The sequence below is a fragment of the Marinobacter alkalisoli genome, assembly GCF_045449795.1.
Classification (GTDB): Bacteria; Pseudomonadota; Gammaproteobacteria; order Pseudomonadales; family Oleiphilaceae; genus Marinobacter.
Window position 1 is genome coordinate 88303 of record NZ_JBJJLB010000022.1, and the last position, 16026, is coordinate 104328.

At 59.2% G+C, this 16026-nt stretch carries 16 protein-coding genes; 7 read left to right on the forward strand and 9 right to left on the reverse strand.

The window, feature by feature from the left end:
- Positions 1-8: 8 nt before the first annotated feature.
- The 3 genes from trmB to ACJO3M_RS10820 form a co-directional block, all read right to left on the reverse strand.
- Positions 9-725 (reverse strand): tRNA (guanosine(46)-N7)-methyltransferase TrmB, encoded by a 717-nt coding sequence (trmB, locus tag ACJO3M_RS10810; RefSeq protein ID WP_407001379.1) that lies wholly within the window; start codon positions 723-725, stop codon positions 9-11.
- Between the two features lie 74 nt (positions 726-799).
- On the reverse strand, positions 800-2323 hold the full coding sequence (locus ACJO3M_RS10815; RefSeq protein ID WP_407001380.1) for a YifB family Mg chelatase-like AAA ATPase: 1524 nt from the start codon (positions 2321-2323) through the stop codon (positions 800-802).
- Positions 2324-2392: 69 nt separating this feature from the next.
- Positions 2393-2647, reverse strand: a complete 255-nt coding sequence (locus ACJO3M_RS10820; RefSeq protein ID WP_407001381.1) for an accessory factor UbiK family protein — start codon at positions 2645-2647, stop codon at positions 2393-2395.
- Between the two features lie 386 nt (positions 2648-3033).
- On the opposite strand from ACJO3M_RS10820, the gene glnK reads away from it, so the two are divergent.
- Together glnK and amtB are read left to right on the forward strand one after the other, a co-directional pair.
- Complete coding sequence (gene glnK / locus ACJO3M_RS10825; RefSeq protein ID WP_004578958.1) at positions 3034-3372, forward strand: P-II family nitrogen regulator; 339 nt, start codon at positions 3034-3036, stop codon at positions 3370-3372.
- Positions 3373-3442: 70 nt separating this feature from the next.
- Positions 3443-4711: an ammonium transporter AmtB gene (gene amtB / locus ACJO3M_RS10830; RefSeq protein WP_407001382.1), complete on the forward strand. Its 1269-nt coding sequence runs from the start codon at positions 3443-3445 to the stop codon at positions 4709-4711.
- 71 nt (positions 4712-4782) lie between these two features.
- On the opposite strand, the gene ACJO3M_RS10835 is transcribed toward amtB, so the two are convergent.
- Complete coding sequence (locus tag ACJO3M_RS10835) at positions 4783-4977, reverse strand: DUF6316 family protein (RefSeq protein WP_407001383.1); 195 nt, start codon at positions 4975-4977, stop codon at positions 4783-4785.
- 93 nt (positions 4978-5070) lie between these two features.
- Positions 5071-5952, reverse strand: a complete 882-nt coding sequence (speE, locus tag ACJO3M_RS10840; protein WP_407001384.1) for a polyamine aminopropyltransferase — start codon at positions 5950-5952, stop codon at positions 5071-5073.
- Between the two features lie 201 nt (positions 5953-6153).
- Between speE and speA the strand changes: the two genes are divergently transcribed.
- The 5 genes from speA (at position 6154) to ACJO3M_RS10865 (ending at position 12419) form a co-directional block, all read left to right on the forward strand.
- The gene (speA, locus tag ACJO3M_RS10845) at positions 6154-8073 is read left to right on the forward strand and encodes a biosynthetic arginine decarboxylase (RefSeq protein WP_407001385.1); all 1920 of its coding nucleotides are present in this window, start codon (positions 6154-6156) and stop codon (positions 8071-8073) included.
- Between the two features lie 162 nt (positions 8074-8235).
- Positions 8236-8835: a sigma-70 family RNA polymerase sigma factor gene (locus ACJO3M_RS10850; RefSeq protein WP_407001386.1), complete on the forward strand. Its 600-nt coding sequence runs from the start codon at positions 8236-8238 to the stop codon at positions 8833-8835.
- Complete coding sequence (locus ACJO3M_RS10855; protein WP_407001387.1) at positions 8832-9473, forward strand: ChrR family anti-sigma-E factor; 642 nt, start codon at positions 8832-8834, stop codon at positions 9471-9473. Before ACJO3M_RS10850 ends, ACJO3M_RS10855 begins: the two co-directional genes overlap by 4 nt.
- Positions 9474-9731: 258 nt before the next feature.
- The gene (tcdA, locus tag ACJO3M_RS10860) at positions 9732-10523 is read left to right on the forward strand and encodes a tRNA cyclic N6-threonylcarbamoyladenosine(37) synthase TcdA (protein ID WP_407001388.1); all 792 of its coding nucleotides are present in this window, start codon (positions 9732-9734) and stop codon (positions 10521-10523) included.
- Positions 10524-10544: 21 nt separating this feature from the next.
- On the forward strand, positions 10545-12419 hold the full coding sequence (locus ACJO3M_RS10865; RefSeq protein ID WP_407001389.1) for a cation:proton antiporter: 1875 nt from the start codon (positions 10545-10547) through the stop codon (positions 12417-12419).
- 15 nt (positions 12420-12434) lie between these two features.
- Here the strand turns inward: ACJO3M_RS10865 and ACJO3M_RS10870 are convergent, their stop codons facing one another.
- The 4 genes from ACJO3M_RS10870 to ACJO3M_RS10885 all read right to left on the reverse strand — a co-directional run bounded on the left by ACJO3M_RS10870 (position 12435) and on the right by ACJO3M_RS10885 (position 15950).
- On the reverse strand, positions 12435-13418 hold the full coding sequence (locus ACJO3M_RS10870; protein ID WP_407001390.1) for an NADP-dependent oxidoreductase: 984 nt from the start codon (positions 13416-13418) through the stop codon (positions 12435-12437).
- Positions 13419-13493: 75 nt separating this feature from the next.
- Positions 13494-13982 (reverse strand): acyl-CoA thioesterase, encoded by a 489-nt coding sequence (locus tag ACJO3M_RS10875; RefSeq protein ID WP_407001391.1) that lies wholly within the window; start codon positions 13980-13982, stop codon positions 13494-13496.
- Positions 13979-15076 (reverse strand): SMP-30/gluconolactonase/LRE family protein, encoded by a 1098-nt coding sequence (locus tag ACJO3M_RS10880; protein WP_407001417.1) that lies wholly within the window; start codon positions 15074-15076, stop codon positions 13979-13981. Before ACJO3M_RS10880 ends, ACJO3M_RS10875 begins: the two co-directional genes overlap by 4 nt.
- An 82-nt stretch (positions 15077-15158) precedes the next feature.
- Positions 15159-15950 carry an alpha/beta fold hydrolase gene (locus ACJO3M_RS10885; RefSeq protein ID WP_407001392.1) on the reverse strand — a complete coding sequence of 264 codons (792 nt, stop codon included), beginning with the start codon at positions 15948-15950 and terminating at the stop codon, positions 15159-15161.
- Positions 15951-16026: the final 76 nt, after the last annotated feature.

The following is a 16026-nucleotide window of genomic DNA, read 5'->3' on the forward strand; positions in this document are numbered from 1 at the left end:
ATTCGACGTCAGTTGGTGCGATGGAAAAGCAGGTCCCAGACCCCGTGACCAAGGCGTTCACCACGTTTCTCGAACTTGGTGATGGGGCGGTCATCCGGGCGTGGTGAGAATTGACCCGGCTCCTGGGCATTGGCGAACCCTTCCGCCTCACTCATAACCTCCATCATGTGTTCGGCGTAGTTCTCCCAGTCCGTTGCCAGGTGCAACACACCGCCAACCCGCAGTTTGTGGCGAATGCGCTGAACAAAGTCATGCTGAATCAGGCGTCGCTTATGGTGACGCTTCTTGTGCCAGGGGTCGGGGAAAAACACCATGACCCGATCAAGACAGGCATCGGGCAGGCACAGATCAATGACATCGTTGGCGTCAATGGAGTACACCCGCACATTCTCGAGCTTGCGATCTTCCACTTCTTTCAACAGCGCACCGACACCGGGCAAATGCACTTCCACGCCAATGAAATCCTGCTCGGGTGCGGCCTCCGCCATATCAGCGAGGGACTTGCCCATACCGAAGCCAATTTCCACGTTGAGCATGGCATCGCGCCCGAATACCTGGCGCGGATCAATCATGCCGTGTTCGCGGGTTAATCCGTAGACTGGCCAGCTACGTTCGTACGCCTTTTTCTGGCCCTCGGTCATCCGGCCCTGGCGCAACACGAAACTGCGAATACCCCGGCGCGTCGTTACCGGAGAATCGTTGGACAGATCTTTTTCATCGGTCATCTGGAGTCCTCAACCGCAGGAAGCGGATTCTGGTTCTGAAGAAATTACCGCACAGTTTACCAGAGTGGATCGTTTCAGGCCGACACAACCGAATTTCGTGATTGCTGCCGGTCCAGCTTGCGATACCCAAGCGCTTCCACCAGATGGCCATTGCCAATGGTATCGACCCCATCAAGATCCGCCAGCGTTCGCGCTACTCGTAGAATCCGGTGCAGTGCCCGCGCCGAGAGCCCAAGCTTTTCCATGGCGTCCGACAACAGGGCTTCGCCACCGCGATCGAGGCGGCAGTGGCGGTGCAGTTCATTACCAGCAAGGCCGGCATTGATCGTGCCCCGTTGCAGCTGACGCTCCCGGGCCCGGGCCACCCTTGCCCTGACAACCTCACTGGATTCGCCATCCGCCTGTTTCTGCATCAGCACGTCTCCGCCCTGAACCGGCACTTCCACATGCAGGTCAAAGCGATCCAGTAACGGACCGGAGACCTTGCCCCGGTAGCGTATGACCTGTTGAGGCGTACACTGGCATTCGATGGTCGGGTGACCGTTGTAGCCGCAGGGGCAGGGATTCATTGCCCCCACCACCTGGAAGCGGGCGGGAAAGCTCACCTGCCGCGCCGCGCGGCTGATGGAGATTTCCCCGCTCTCCATGGGTTCCCGCAATACCTCCAGCACTTGCCGCCCGAACTCCGGTAACTCATCGAGGAAGAGTACGCCGCGATGGGCCAGGGAGATCTCTCCCGGGCGGGGGCTGCTGCCACCCCCCACCATGGCGACGGCGGATGCGGTGTGGTGGGGCGAACGAAACGGTGGTTGCCGCCAATAGCCATCCCGTACCGGCAACCCGGCAATCGAGTGGACGCTGGCCACCTCCAGCGCGGCCCCTGTGGTCAGTGGCGGCAGGATACCGGGCAACCGGCTGGCCAGCATGCTTTTCCCGGTGCCTGGCGGACCGAAGAAAAGCAGGTTATGAGCGCCTGCGGCCGCCACTTCCAGCGCACGTCTTGGCACACTCTGCCCCCTGACATCCGCCAGATCCGGCCCGGCGACGGCGCCCTCATCCAGGGACGCCGGCGGAACCGGCACCAGCGTTGCCCTGCCACACAAATGCTCACACACGGTCAGGATATGGGCCGCGGAGAGCACATCGTCCTGGCTTGCCAGGGCCGCCTCGGAGGCATTCGCCTGCGGCACCAGCAATCGCCGGCCGTCCTCTCGTGCTGCCAGTACGGCCGGCAGCACGCCTTTAAGGGGGCGCAATGCCCCATCCAGCGACAGCTCCCCGACGAACTCGCAGGAAGTCAGGCTTTCGGGGGGTATCTGGCCGGAAGCCGCAAGAATGCCCAGGGCAATCGGCAGGTCGAAGCGGCCACCTTCTTTCGGCAGGTCGGCGGGGGCAAGATTGATGGTGATACGACGAGCGGGGAACTCGAAGCCAGCATTCAGCAGGGCACTGCGGACCCGCTCTTTGCTTTCCCGAACCCCGGTCTCCGGAAGCCCGACAATGGACAGGGCCGGCAATCCGCCGGACAGGTGCACTTCAACGGTTACTGCAGGTGCGGACACGCCAATACTGGCGCGGGAATGAACAATAGCTAACATAACGACCTTCCGTGGTCAGATTCATTCGGTGTTCAATGGATGGGCACGCAGGCCCATCCCGGGGCAAATTCAGCTTTCTGGCAGCTTGCTTTCCAGTGCCGCCACGCGCTTCTCAAGCGCCTCCACCTTTTCACGGGTTTTCATCAACACCGCCTGCTGGGCATCAAACTCTTCACGGGTCACCAGCTCAAGGCGGGAAAGCACCGACATCACCGTTGCCCTCGCCTGGGTTTCGAAATCTTCCCGGGCCGCACGGGCCATATCGGGCACGAACTGGCCAAACTGGCCCTGGAGCTGGGTCAAGAAATCCTGCGGACCTTTCACAACATCACCTCTCTGGCATCGACGGGTTCCGGCGCTAACCGACGATCAGTCACCCGGAACGGAGTTGCGGGAGTGTAACACATCGCCGGCCCTGCCATACTGTGCCCTGTCCGCAGTATAATAGCGCCGCTGGACGGTTTGCACGGTGCGCCAAATTGGCTCGCCGTGAGAACCAGTGCTCTTTTTTGGTGCAGCACAATGTTCCAAACTGGAGCGCAATATTTCTAACAACATGAAATTATGAAACTTTTTTGCGTTGGCACACCCGATGCAATAAACCTCGTACGCAATCCGCACAATTGGTGTGCGAGGTGGCAGCATCCCGACCTCAACACAAACGGCCAATGGGCCCTCACTGTTGGGACGGCTTTACCAAGGAGAAAGCAATGAAACTTGTGACAGCGATCATCAAGCCTTTCAAATTGGATGATGTCCGTGAGGCACTATCCGAGATTGGCGTGCAAGGCGTAACCGTCACCGAAGTGAAAGGCTTCGGGCGGCAGAAAGGCCACACAGAACTCTATCGTGGCGCGGAATACGTGGTGGACTTCCTGCCCAAGGTCAAGGTTGAAGTCGCCATCGGTGACAACCTGCTGGACCAGGTTATTGAGTCGATCACCAAGGCTGCCAACACCGGCAAGATCGGTGACGGCAAGATCTTCGTGACAGAACTCGAACAGGCGATCCGTATCCGGACCGGTGAAACCGGCGAAGAAGCGGTCTGATAACAGCCTGAATTCCGATAGCCAACGCAAAAAACTTATAACCTGAAAAGCCTCGTGCGGAGGGCTTCAAATGGAAAGCAATATCTTTCACCTGCAGTATGCTATAGATACGTTTTATTTTCTGGTGTGCGGCGCATTAGTTATGTGGATGGCCGCTGGCTTTGCCATGCTGGAAGCCGGCTTGGTACGCGCCAAGAACACCACGGAAATCCTGACCAAGAACGTGGCCCTGTTCGCAGTGGCCTGCACCATGTACCTGATTTGCGGTTACGCGATCATGTATGGCGGCAATATCTTCCTCACCGGCATGGGCGACGTTGACGTGGCCGGTGTCCTTGGTGACTACGCTGGCCGTGAAGACGGCTTCGAAGGCGGCTCCATCTACTCTGGCGCGTCTGACTTCTTCTTCCAGGTTGTGTTCGTTGCGACCGCCATGTCCATCGTATCCGGTGCCGTGGCCGAGCGCATGAAGCTCTGGGCATTCCTGTTCTTTGCGGTTGTGATGACTGGCTTCATCTACCCGATGGAAGGCGCCTGGACCTGGGGCGGCGCTTCCGTATTCGGCATGTACAGTCTGGCCGATCTGGGCTTCAGCGATTTCGCCGGTTCCGGCATTGTTCACATGGCCGGTGCCGCCGCCGCTCTGGCAGGTGTTCTGCTGCTGGGTGCCCGTAAAGGCAAGTACGGCCCGAACGGCGAGATCCGCGCTTTCCCGGGCGCCAATCTGCCACTGGCCACCCTCGGTACGTTCATCCTGTGGATGGGCTGGTTCGGCTTTAACGGCGGCTCAGTACTGAAGCTTGGCGATATTGCCAGCGCCCACTCCGTCGCCATGGTGTTCCTGAACACCAATGCCGCAGCCGCTGGTGGCGCCATCGCTGCGCTGATCACCGCACGCCTGATGTTTGGCAAGGCCGACCTGACCATGCTGCTGAACGGCGCCCTGGCCGGCCTGGTGGTTATCACTGCCGAGCCTTCCACTCCCAGCGCCCTGACCGCAACCCTGTTTGGCGGCTTCGGCGGCGTACTGGTCGTACTGAGCATCGTCACCATGGATAAGCTGCGGATTGACGATCCGGTCGGCGCGATCTCGGTACACGGCGTGTGTGGTCTGCTCGGCCTGCTGCTGGTGCCGGTCACCAACGACGGCTCCAGCTTCATCGGCCAGATTGTCGGCGCCATCACCATCTTCGTCTGGGTGTTCGTTGCCAGCCTGATCGTGTGGGGCGTCATCAAGGCCGTGGTTGGCCTGCGGGTCAGCGACGAAGACGAATACGAAGGGGTCGACCTGTCCGAGTGTGGTATGGAAGCCTATCCGGAGTTTGTCAGCAGCAAATAAAGACTGCCGACAATGCAATGCAAAAGGGGCGCTCCGTAGAGCGCCCCTTTTGTTTATCAGCCAATCTGAGGTCAAATCGCATTGCGGAAGATGTCGTCTTCCGAGTGGCGCAAATAAAGCAGCAGCTCCATCTGCGCCTCATTCACATTGTCGAACGGCCCTTCAAACGAGCCCTCCCGGGTCTGAAAGAACCACTGGCCATTGACCGTGGTAAACCGATCACTGCGAAACCAGTTTCGCTCCTGCTCACCTTTTCTAACATCCATATCCTGCTCTCCAGCTACAACCGAACGGTTAACGTCGATCAATTACTGATCACTTTTGCAGTTTAGCCAAGATTCGCAGGAATGCGAAAACCATCAGCCCTCGCCGGGAACAACGCGATCCTCCAGCGCATCTACCATGAACTGCGGCATCGCCAGGGCCCCATGATGCGTGCCTACATTGTAATAACGGGTCACAAAGGGCCGCTGATCGGCATCCTCCTCACGGAAGTATTGCACCGGCTTTTCTTTCCCCGCCATGGTGCAGCTCCACCAACCGGTCGGGTAGACCGGCTGCGGGAATGGCAGTGTCTGGATGTGATCAAATCCGGCCTTCTCCATATCTTCATGCATCGTCTTGATGATGGTATCGGTATGCAGCAGTGGCGATTCGCTCTGCTGGACCAGGATGCCGCCATCACGAAGGGCCAGCATGGCGTCACGGTAGAAATCGAGGGCAAACAGCCCCTCCGCGGCGCCCACGGGATCGGTGCTGTCGATAATAATCACGTCGATGCTGTTGGGCTCCACATCCCGCATCCACTCAACACCATCGCCAAAGAAGAAGTTGGCGCGAGGGTCGTCGTTGGATTCACAGAGTTCCGGGAAATACTTCTCTGACAGCCGGGTCACCCGTTCATCAATCTCTACCTGCCAGGCTTCCTCAACGCCCGGGTGCTTCAGCACCTCCTTCAGCGTGCCGCAGTCACCGCCACCCACGATCACCACTTTTTTCGGGTCACGGTGAGTAAACAGCGCCGGGTGGGTCATCATCTCGTGGTAGAGAAAGTTGTCCCGGGTGGTCAGCATCACGCAGCCATCAAGAACCATGAGGTTTCCGAACGTTTCGGTCTCGTAGATCTCCAGCTTCTGGAATTTGCTCTGCTCCTCGTGCAGTTTTTTCTTAACCTGCAGGGAAAATGCCGTTCCCTGGTCCTGGAATACCTCGGTAAACCAGTTTTCGTTCAATGCCGTCATGGTGAGTTCCTCGTGTTGCTCGGAGAGCCAAAGTCATATTGCAGGTATTGTAGGTGTGCCGGGCCTTCAGCTAAAGCACTATAGCTCATGACCATCCACGTATTTTCCACAGGCGGTTCTTTTAGCGCGGCTGCGTAATCCCTACAATGGCGACCATACGCCGGCATGTGCCCGGCCCGGATTCTGTACAGGATGACCGCAATGACCCAAGCCACCAGAAGCGCCGCCCATCAGGTGTACAACATCGCCCACTGGAGCGATGGCTATATCGACGTGAATGATCGTGGAGAAGTACTCATACGGCCAGACCGGGGCCACGGTGACGCTACAGGCGACGGCATCAACCTCCCGGAACTGACCCGCACCCTGACTGCGCGGGGTATCCAGCTGCCAGTACTGATCCGTTTTACCGACATTCTCCACGACCGGGTGAACAAGCTGTGCGGCGCGTTCAACAAAGTCGCGTCGGAACACGGCTACCAGGGGCAATACACCGCGGTGTACCCGATCAAGGTCAACCAGCAGCGTCGCGTAGTGGAGGAACTGCTGAGGGCCGAGCCGGCCGCAAGCAACAACCAGATCGGCCTGGAAGCGGGCAGCAAACCAGAGCTGATGGCCGTATTGGCAATGTCACGCCAGCCAGGATCGGTGATTGTCTGTAACGGCTACAAGGATCGCGAGTACGTCCGCCTCGCACTGATCGGTCAGAAACTGGGGCACCGGGTTTTCATTGTGGTGGAAAAACAATCCGAGCTGCCTCTCATTCTGGAGGAATCACGAAACCTCGGTGTTTCGCCGCTGATTGGTGTACGCGCCCGCCTGGCCACCATCGGCAAGGGCAATTGGCAGAATACCGGGGGCGAAAAATCCAAATTTGGCCTGTCCGCCAGCCAGGTACTGGATGTGGTGGCGACCCTCCGCGAGGCGGACGCACTGGATGCCCTGCAACTCCTGCATTTCCACCTGGGATCCCAGATCGCCAACATTCGCGACATCCAGACCGGCCTCAGGGAGAGTGCGCGATTCTACAGCGAATTGCGCAAGATGGGCGCTCCCGTGGGCACCGTGGATATCGGAGGCGGTCTGAGTGTGGATTACGAGGGCACGCGCTCGCGCAGCAGTTGCTCCATGAACTACAGCGTCCACGAGTATGCCTACAATGTTGTCCATATCCTGCAGGCGGAATGCGACCGCGCCGGCATCCCCCACCCGGATCTGATCAGCGAATCCGGCCGGGCGTTAACGGCCCATCACTCCGTGCTGGTCACCAACGTGATTGACCAGGAAATCCCCGACGCCCGCGTGCCAACTCAGCCCGGGGCCGACGCCGCCGCACCGCTGCAGGATCTGTGGCGCGATCTGCAGAGCCTCAACGATGAAGGCTCACCCCGTTCACTGGCGGAAATCTACCATGATGTACTCCACGCCATGGCCGATGTTCACGCCCAGTTTGCCCACGGCCTGCTGTCCCTTGACGAACGAGCGAACGCCGAGACGCTGTATACCTGCAGCTGCCGGCTGCTGAGATCCCAACTGGACAGTGCCAACCGGGCGCACCGCGAGATCATCGACGAACTGAACGAAAAGCTCGCCGAGAAGCTGTTCGTGAACTTTTCCCTGTTTCAGTCACTGCCGGATGTCTGGGGCATTGATCAGATTTTCCCGGTCATGCCCATCAATGGACTGGACCGGCCCTTGCAACGTCGCGCAGTGATTCAGGACATCACCTGTGACTCCGATGGCCGGATCGATCGCTACGTGGATGGTCAGGGTGTCGAGACCACTTTGCCACTGCCGGAGAACAAACCTGGCGAACCTCTGTTGATGGGGTTCTTCATGACCGGCGCCTACCAGGAAATCCTGGGCGATATGCATAACCTGTTTGGAGACACTCATTCCGTCGATGTCCATGGCAATGGCGCCGAGGGATACACCGTCAGTGACGCCACCACCGGAGATACCGTCGCCAAGGTGCTTCGTTACGTGAACTTCGAACCTGAGGCCCTGCTCAAGTCCTACCAGCATCAGTTCCGCGCCAGCAGCCTCCCCGCTGATGAACAAACCCGATTGTTCAATGAACTGAAAGGCGGACTTGACGGCTACACCTACCTGGAAGAATAACGCCGCACCCTGGCCATAGGTGCTTGTCCCGACAGTTCTGAAGAAAACGGCTGATCCGCAACGAGGGTCAGCTCGTATATCACGGAACTGACAAACCCGAGACGAGTGCATAGAATAATGTCCAGAACATGCTCAAATCATGCAACAGTCAAGGAGCGTCCGGTGACAACACTGGAGCGGCAGTCCGCTCGCCCCGAGGGCCGCAAGGATCCCTGGAGCCAGATGCTGGACAAGGTGGGCAAACACCAGGATTGCCAGGCCTATCATGCGCTGTTCGAGCATTTTGGCCCGCAGATCAAGTATTACGCCATGGCAAATGGCCTGGCCAGTCACGCTGAAGAGCTGGTGCAAGAGGTCTTCGTGTCCATATGGCGGCGCTCCTGCCTGTATGACTGGCGCAAGGCCGCGGCCTCAACATGGATCTTCACCATCGCGCGGAACCAGCGCATCGATATGTTGCGAAAGATGAAGCGCACCAGTGCCGAGATGCCGGTGGAAACCGAAGATCTTTGGCAAATCCCCGGCGAAAACGAGGATGAGCCAGTCACCTCTTTGCACCGTTTGATGTCCGAACGACGCATCCGGGAGTCTCTGAGCCACTTGCCGGAAGAACAGATTACCGTGATTGCCAAGGTCTATATGGAGAACAAGTCCCACCAGATGGTGGCTGACGAGCTCAACATTCCCCTTGGCACCGTAAAGAGCCGGGTTCGCCTGGCCCTGAACAAGCTGAAAGTGATTTTGCAGGACCAGAACGTATGACACGGCACCATCCCGACAGCCTGACGTTGATGGAGTACAGCGCCGGCAACCTGACCGAGCCCCATGCTCTGTGCATCCGGCTGCACCTGGATCAGTGCCCCCATTGCCGTGGCCGCGTGGACACTCTCGACAGCCTGGGCGCGGTGATGATGGAACATCAGCCGAAAGTCAGCGTCAGTGAGGATATGTTCGACAGCATCCTGTCGCGGATCGACAGCGAGGAAAGCGAAGGCCAAGCGATTGCGGCCATTGAGCCAAGGGTCGGCGCGCTCCGGAAACTGCTGGGGGACGACCTTGACAGCCTGCCCTGGAAACGCCAGCTGGGGGATGTCAGCGTGCTGGATATCTCCGAACGCTTCCCTGGCCAGCACGAACAGGTCGTCCTGCAGAAACTGTCAGCGGGAGGCAAGGCACCTGCTCACACCCATCGGGGCGAAGAAACCACCATCGTGCTGCAGGGTGCTTTCGCGGACCAGAAAGGCGTGTTCAATCAATGGGATTTTGTGGTTCTTAATGAACAGGACGAACACCGGCCTGTCGCGGTTGGCTGCGAGGACTGCATCACATTGTCCGTACTCAGTGCCCCGGTTAAGTTGACCGGCACCTTTACGCGACTGCTTAACCCTTTCATTCGCTGAGCACGCCGGGGTTGAGGCACAACACATGCAACCAGGTCCGCATGCTGGCCGGAAATGACCGATAGTTGTCAGCCCCTGACCTTCAGATAGTCTGCCCGAAGGTAGATACTAAGCGGGTTGATTAGTGTCTCTGAACTAGTCCTGTTCAACTCCCCGTCGGGTTGAACACTTGCTTGTAAGCCACGCCCTGCGTGGCTTTTTTTATGCCTGCCCAAGCTTGAGTTACAATCTCGGTCTTTGACATCATCGGAGACCCCCATGACCCCTGACGACTACGGTTTTCGCTTCGGCGGGATAGAACGCCTGTATGGCCGTCGCGCCCTGGAAGCCTTTCGCCAGTCGCATATTGCCATCGTCGGACTCGGCGGCGTGGGCTCATGGGCGGCGGAAGCGCTGGTTCGGTCTGGCGTCGGCGCCATGACTCTCATCGACATGGATGACATCTGTGTCTCCAACACCAATCGACAGCTACATGCCCTGGAAGGCCAGTATGGTCGAACCAAGACCGACGCCATGGCGGAGCGACTGAAAGCGATCAACCCCCAGGCAGACATTCGCGTGCATTTCGGATTCCTGACGCCGAAAAACGTCGACGAATTGATCACCGCTGACATGACCGCCGTGGTGGATGCCATCGACAGCGTCAAGGCCAAGGCCGCCCTGATCGCCTACTGCCAGCGCCGAAAACTTCCCGTGATCTGTGCCGGCGGCGCCGGCGGCCAGCTGGACCCGACACAGATCCGCGTTGCCGACCTCAGCAAGACCACGCAAGATCCATTACTGGCCAAGGTTCGTAACATGCTGCGCCGGGAATACGGTTTCTCCCGTAATCCCAAGCGGCGCTTCGGCATAGAAGCCGTATACTCGCTGGAACAGCTGACGTATCCTGCCGGAGACGGTGAAGTCTGCCTGCAGAAGCCCGCCACCGAGGGCCCGGTCCGTCTGGACTGCGCCTCGGGCTTCGGGGCAGCCAGCCCGGTCACCGCCAGTTTCGGCTTTTTTGCCGCCTCGCGGCTGCTGAACCGGATTGCACGACGCGCTAACCCATAACTCAACGGACCTGAAGTCATTATGCCCGTAAGCACTGTTCTGCTTCTCGCAAGTATCGGCATTCTTTCTCTGTTCTGTCAGTGGCTCGCCTGGCGCGTCAGGATGCCAGCCATTCTCTTCCTGCTGGCTGGCGGTATTGCCGCGGGCCCCTGGCTGGGTTTCCTGGCACCGGAAGTGGTGTTTGGCGACTTGCTGTTCCCGCTCATCTCCCTGTCTGTCGCCATTATTCTCTTTGAGGGCAGCCTGACGCTGCGCTACGAAGAAATCCGCGACCACGGCAAAATGGTGCGCAACCTGATTCCGGTCGGCTCCATTGTCACCTGCATCATCGGCACGCTGTCGGCACGGTGGCTGCTTGAGGTGTCCTGGGAGGTTGCCCTGCTCTTCGGCGCCATTTCCATTGTCACCGGGCCGACGGTGATCGCCCCGCTGCTGCGATCCGTTCGCCCGGACGCCAAACTGGCCAACATCCTGCGCTGGGAAGGTATTATCATTGATCCGGTGGGCGCACTACTGGCGGTTCTGGTGTTCGAGGGCATTGTGTCCTGGGGTCAGGGCAATGTGTTCGGACACTCGCTCTACATTTTCGGCAAAACCCTGGCGGTGGGCTTCCTCATCGGCGCTGTTGCCGGCTACCTGAACGGCCTGGCGCTGAGAAAACACCTGATCCCCCAGTACCTGCACAACGCCGGCACCCTCACCTTCATGCTTGGCGTGTACGCCCTTTCCAATGAGTTAGCACACGAGTCAGGACTGCTAACCGTTACCATCATGGGTATCTGGATGGCCAACATGAAGCAGGTGCCCATCGACAGCATCCTGGAGTTCAAGGAATCCCTCAGCGTGCTGCTGATCTCGGCGCTGTTCATCATCCTCGCGGCGCGGGTGGAATTTTCCGCCATTGCCGAACTGGGCTGGGGCCTGGTGGCGGTGCTGGCCATGCTGATGCTGGTGGCACGCCCGGTGAGCATCTTCCTGTCGGCTATTGGCACCAGCCTCAACTGGCGGGACAAGCTGTTTCTGAGCTGGATTGCCCCTCGGGGCATTGTCGCGGCGGCGGTTTCCGCGCTGTTTGCATTCCAGTTGCAGAAGCTCGGATATGAGAGCGCCGGGGCCCTGGTGCCTCTGGTGTTCATGCTGATCATTGCCACCGTGACACTTCAGAGTCTGACCGCCCGCCCCCTCGCCCGGCTGCTGAAGGTTGCAGAGCCCGCTGAATTCGGTTTCCTGATTCTCGGCGCCAACCCGGTGGCCCGGAAGATCGCCGTTGCCCTGAAGAAGTACGACGTGCCTGTGACACTGGCCGACACCAACTGGGAAAACATCCGGCAGGCGCGCATGGACAATCTCCAGGTCTACTTCGGCAATCCGGTATCCGAGCACGCCTCGACCCACCTGGACCTGACCGGCATTGGCAATCTGCTGGTCATTTCACCCTACAAGCACATGAATTCGCTGGCGACTTACCATTTCCTGGACTGGTTCGGAAAGGATTCGGTGTTTACCCTGGCGGAAGGCGATCCTGACCAGAAAGCGCGACACCAGACTGCCGAGAAGATCCAGATGACCCGCGGCCTGTTCGATGGCGTCAGCTACGCCAAGCTCGCGAGCCTGGCCAGCCAGGGCTACACCGTAAAAACCACTCAGCTCAGTGAAGAGTTCGGTTACAAGGACTTCCTGGAAAAGTACCATCACCAGCCGCTGGTGCTGTTTGTCTTTGACAACAAGGGGCGCGTGTCGCCGGTACTGGACATGGACCACATCAAGCCAGAGAATGACTGGACCCTGGTCAGCCTGGTACCACCCCAGGCTCCGAAAGAGCGCAAGGGAAGGGAAGAACAGCAGACAGAAGAAGCTGAGAGGGAGCTTCCGGGCGGGGCCGCCGCCCGGAAGTAAAAGCGCTTCGGAATATCAGCGGCAGTCGAGCACCAGCTTGCCGCGAACGTGGCCGCCCTCGAGCAATTCGTGGGCGTCAGCCACCCGGGCCAGTGGAAAAGCCTGTTCAATATGGACCTTGACGTCGCCGTCCTCGATCAGCTCCGCAATTTCATCCAGGTGGAATACATCCGGGCGCACGGTCATGCCGTGAGCCCGCAGCCCCAACTCTTCAGCCGCGCTGATGATCTCGTCCGCGGTGACCGTGGGAATGGTCACCAGCACCCCGTGCTCACCGAGTGTGTGCAGGGATCGCTTGCCGGCTTCGCCACCAACCAGATCCAGCACCACATCCAGGCCATAGCATTCCTCGGCAACATCCGTGGTGCGGTAATCGATCACCTCGTGCACACCCAGTTCCGCCAGGAAATCACGGTTACCGGCCGAGGCCGTAGCGACCACATGGGCACCCCGTTCCAGGGCAAACTGGACGGCAAAATGCCCGACCCCACCGGCGCCGGCGTGAATCAGGATCTTGTCACCTGACTCCAGCTTGGCCACCTCGAACAGGGCCTGCCAGGCCGTCAGTGCCGCCAGCGGCAACGCCCCCGCGGTTACCAGGTCAAGCTCCTCCGGAACAATGGCCAGTTCATCCGCGGCGGCCAGGGCATATTCCGCGTAACCGCCGCCTGTCGCCGGGAAGCCAACCATCCCCATAACGCGATCTCCCGGCGCCAGGGTTGTCACATCGTCCGCCACGGCAACCACTTCACCGGCCACATCGTAGCCCGGCGTCCAGGGCAACGAATCCTCGATCTGGCGCGCAGCAAATCCCAGCCCCTTGCGGGTCTTCCAGTCAATCGGGTTCAGGCCGGCGCCATGGACGCGGATAAGCACCTGCCCCGCTTGCGGATGGGGAATCTCCGAGCTGACCACCTGCAGGACATCACGTTCACCAAAGTGATCATAGATCACGTGGCACATGGAGGATTCAGTGTTCTGATCAACGACGTTTTCCATGGGGATCTCCGGACAACGGTGGTAACGGCTAACGGGCTTTCGTTCAGACTAGCAGAAGTTGGCGTGCAAGGTGATTCAATCCAGTGTCAGACCACGACCGCCAGCCACCACGGCGCTACCGAGTATCTCGGCGAATTCTTTCGGCGCCCTGGAAGGCCGCTGGGATTTCATGTTTACGCAGGCATGGGTGGACATGGCCCGCACCAGGGTCTTGCCATCTGAGGCCCGTACCAGCTGGAACTGACGCGAGGAGCGGAAACGGCCGTCATATCCGGTCAGCCAGGTACCCAGCACCAGGCGATCGCCGGCATTGGCTGACGCAAGGTAGTCAATCTCGGTACGGGTGATGGCCATGGCTTTCCCCGTGGCCTCGTGGAGCTCCCAGGTCATGCCCAGGCTTTCGATGTGCGCCCAGCTGACATCCTCCAGCCAGCGGACATAGACGACGTTGTTGGCGTGGCCGAGGCGATCGGTGTCCTCATCCCTGACCAGGATGTCCATGGTATACGGGGACGGCAGATCCCATTCAAACGTCTGCTCAATCGCCTGCGCGCTGTCGCTCATTCGTCCTGTTCTCCCTGTTTTTCCAACCCCGGAATGGCCCGCAACGGTAGCCGCCCGATGCGGTCATTGTGAAGTGAACCAAAGTATAGGTTACCGCCGTGTGGATTGACCGAGGTGATTTCCTGCAGGTGAGTCCCGCGGGTATCATGGAGACTGGTGATCAGTTCACCGTTGGCGTCAAACGCCAGCGCCAGCCCATATTCCTGTGGTTTTGGCTGGAAGCTTTCCGGCAGTTTGGCCACCAGGTCTTTCAGCCAGGGCTGACGATGCATGGAATCCACCCGCGCATTGCGGAGCGTCGGAAAAGCCACCCAGTAACGCCCGGCATGATCCACGGCGAGGTTGTCCGGGAACCCCGGCAGGTTATCGGCAAACACCTCTGCCTGCCCTGCCCTGGGGCCGTGGATCCAGTATTTCAGGATACGGTATTTCCAGGTTTCATTAACCAGCACATAGTCCCCATCCGGAGACACCGCCACGCCATTGGCGAAGTGCAGGTTTCTCAACAGGGTTTCCGTTTTACCGGTACCGGGATTATAACGGAGCAGGCGGCCATGGGGGCGCATCTCCAGCAGGTCCAGCACGTAATCCGGTTGTTCAAAACGGGAGCTGGCGTCGGTGAAATAGATACGGCCGTCCGGAGCGATATCCACATCATCGGTGAAGCGAAACGGCAACCCCTCCGACTCCCGTGACAGCAGGGTAATGGTCTTGTCGGGGGCAATCGACAACAGGCCTTTCCAGGCATCCGCCACAATCAGGTTGCCCTTGTCATCAAACACCAGCCCGAGGGGGCGACCACCGGTTTCCAGCCACTCTTCGACCCGCCCATCCGGCCAGACCCGGACAATCTTGCCGTCCTGGGTTCCGGTGTACAACACGCCGTTGGCGTCCACAGTGGTATCTTCCGGCCCGTACACCTGGCCACGGGCGAGCAGGTCGGACAGGCGCAGCAGTTCGTTGGGCGCGAGCTTGCCAGTCATTGCCGGTGGCGAAGGCGCTTTCCAGGCCTTGCTGTCAACGGGAGACGGAGACAGCAGAAAGCCCCCCAACAGCACAAACCCAACCAGCAAAAGACCCAACAGCCACTTCATAACAGACATTCGCCCCATTCAGATACGATGACGTAACCTTAGCAGAGACGCGGGCACGGCTACACCGCTGCCCGGGCCGGACTCACTGTTTCAGGAAGCGGCGGCACAGCGTCTCAAAAGCGTCAGTCTTCTCTGCATGCAACCAATGCCCCGTACCTTCGATGACCTGAAGTTCCGCGGAAGGGAACAAACGGCGGATTTCATCCCAGTGCTTATCCTGGATATAGGCAGACTCCTCCCCCTTGAGGAACAGCACAGGCCCGTCATAGGGGCGATCGCCTTCCGGAGCCAGCGCCAGTTTCGGATAACAGGCCTCAATAACCGGCAGGTTCAGGCGCCAGCGATAGAGACCTTCTCCCGGTTTCTGCTCCCCCTGGGGAACACGCACCAGGTTTTTCAGCAGGAACTGGCGAACCTGGGGCGTTTCAACATGCTCCGCCAGCATGCTGTCTGCATCCTGACGGGTTTTGACGGCGCTCAGGTCAAGGGCAGTAAGCCCCTCCAGAATGGCATCATGGCGGGGCTTATAGGACACAGGCGCAATATCTGCAACGATCACCCTGTCCACCCGCTCCGGTGCCGACAGCGCCACCTGCATGGCAGTTTTACCGCCCATGGAATGACCAAGGATGGCGGCCTTGTCCAGTCCCTGGGCGTCCATATAGGCAACCACATCCGCCGCCATTGCCGGGTAATCCATGGTTTCGGTATGAGAAGAATTTCCGTGGTTGCGCTGATCCAGGGCATGAACCTGCCATTCATCCTGCAAACGCCGGGTAATACCGCCCAGGTTATCCATGGACCCGAAAAGGCCATGCAAAATGATCAGGGGGGGGCCTTCGCCAGTAATACGGTGATTCAGCTCAACACTCATGGACATTAGTCTCCGGATGGATTCGTTAACTCAAATCAGTGGGATACATTACCACTGCCGGAAAATGGAGCAAGGC

What these genes read in the sequence shown, in the direction of transcription:
- trmB (WP_407001379.1), bottom strand. Translation starts at nt 725, where the DNA reads ATGACCGATGAAAAAGATCTGTCCAACGATTCTCCGGTAACGACGCGC.
- ACJO3M_RS10815 (WP_407001380.1), bottom strand. Translation starts at nt 2,323, where the DNA reads ATGTTAGCTATTGTTCATTCCCGCGCCAGTATTGGCGTGTCCGCACCT.
- glnK (WP_004578958.1), top strand. Translation starts at nt 3,034, where the DNA reads ATGAAACTTGTGACAGCGATCATCAAGCCTTTCAAATTGGATGATGTC.
- amtB (WP_407001382.1), top strand. Translation starts at nt 3,443, where the DNA reads ATGGAAAGCAATATCTTTCACCTGCAGTATGCTATAGATACGTTTTAT.
- ACJO3M_RS10835 (WP_407001383.1), bottom strand. Translation starts at nt 4,977, where the DNA reads ATGGATGTTAGAAAAGGTGAGCAGGAGCGAAACTGGTTTCGCAGTGAT.
- speE (WP_407001384.1), bottom strand. Translation starts at nt 5,952, where the DNA reads ATGACGGCATTGAACGAAAACTGGTTTACCGAGGTATTCCAGGACCAG.
- speA (WP_407001385.1), top strand. Translation starts at nt 6,154, where the DNA reads ATGACCCAAGCCACCAGAAGCGCCGCCCATCAGGTGTACAACATCGCC.
- ACJO3M_RS10855 (WP_407001387.1), top strand. Translation starts at nt 8,832, where the DNA reads ATGACACGGCACCATCCCGACAGCCTGACGTTGATGGAGTACAGCGCC.
- tcdA (WP_407001388.1), top strand. Translation starts at nt 9,732, where the DNA reads ATGACCCCTGACGACTACGGTTTTCGCTTCGGCGGGATAGAACGCCTG.
- ACJO3M_RS10865 (WP_407001389.1), top strand. Translation starts at nt 10,545, where the DNA reads ATGCCCGTAAGCACTGTTCTGCTTCTCGCAAGTATCGGCATTCTTTCT.
- ACJO3M_RS10870 (WP_407001390.1), bottom strand. Translation starts at nt 13,418, where the DNA reads ATGGAAAACGTCGTTGATCAGAACACTGAATCCTCCATGTGCCACGTG.
- ACJO3M_RS10875 (WP_407001391.1), bottom strand. Translation starts at nt 13,982, where the DNA reads ATGAGCGACAGCGCGCAGGCGATTGAGCAGACGTTTGAATGGGATCTG.
- ACJO3M_RS10880 (WP_407001417.1), bottom strand. Translation starts at nt 15,076, where the DNA reads ATGAAGTGGCTGTTGGGTCTTTTGCTGGTTGGGTTTGTGCTGTTGGGG.
- ACJO3M_RS10885 (WP_407001392.1), bottom strand. Translation starts at nt 15,950, where the DNA reads ATGAGTGTTGAGCTGAATCACCGTATTACTGGCGAAGGCCCCCCCCTG.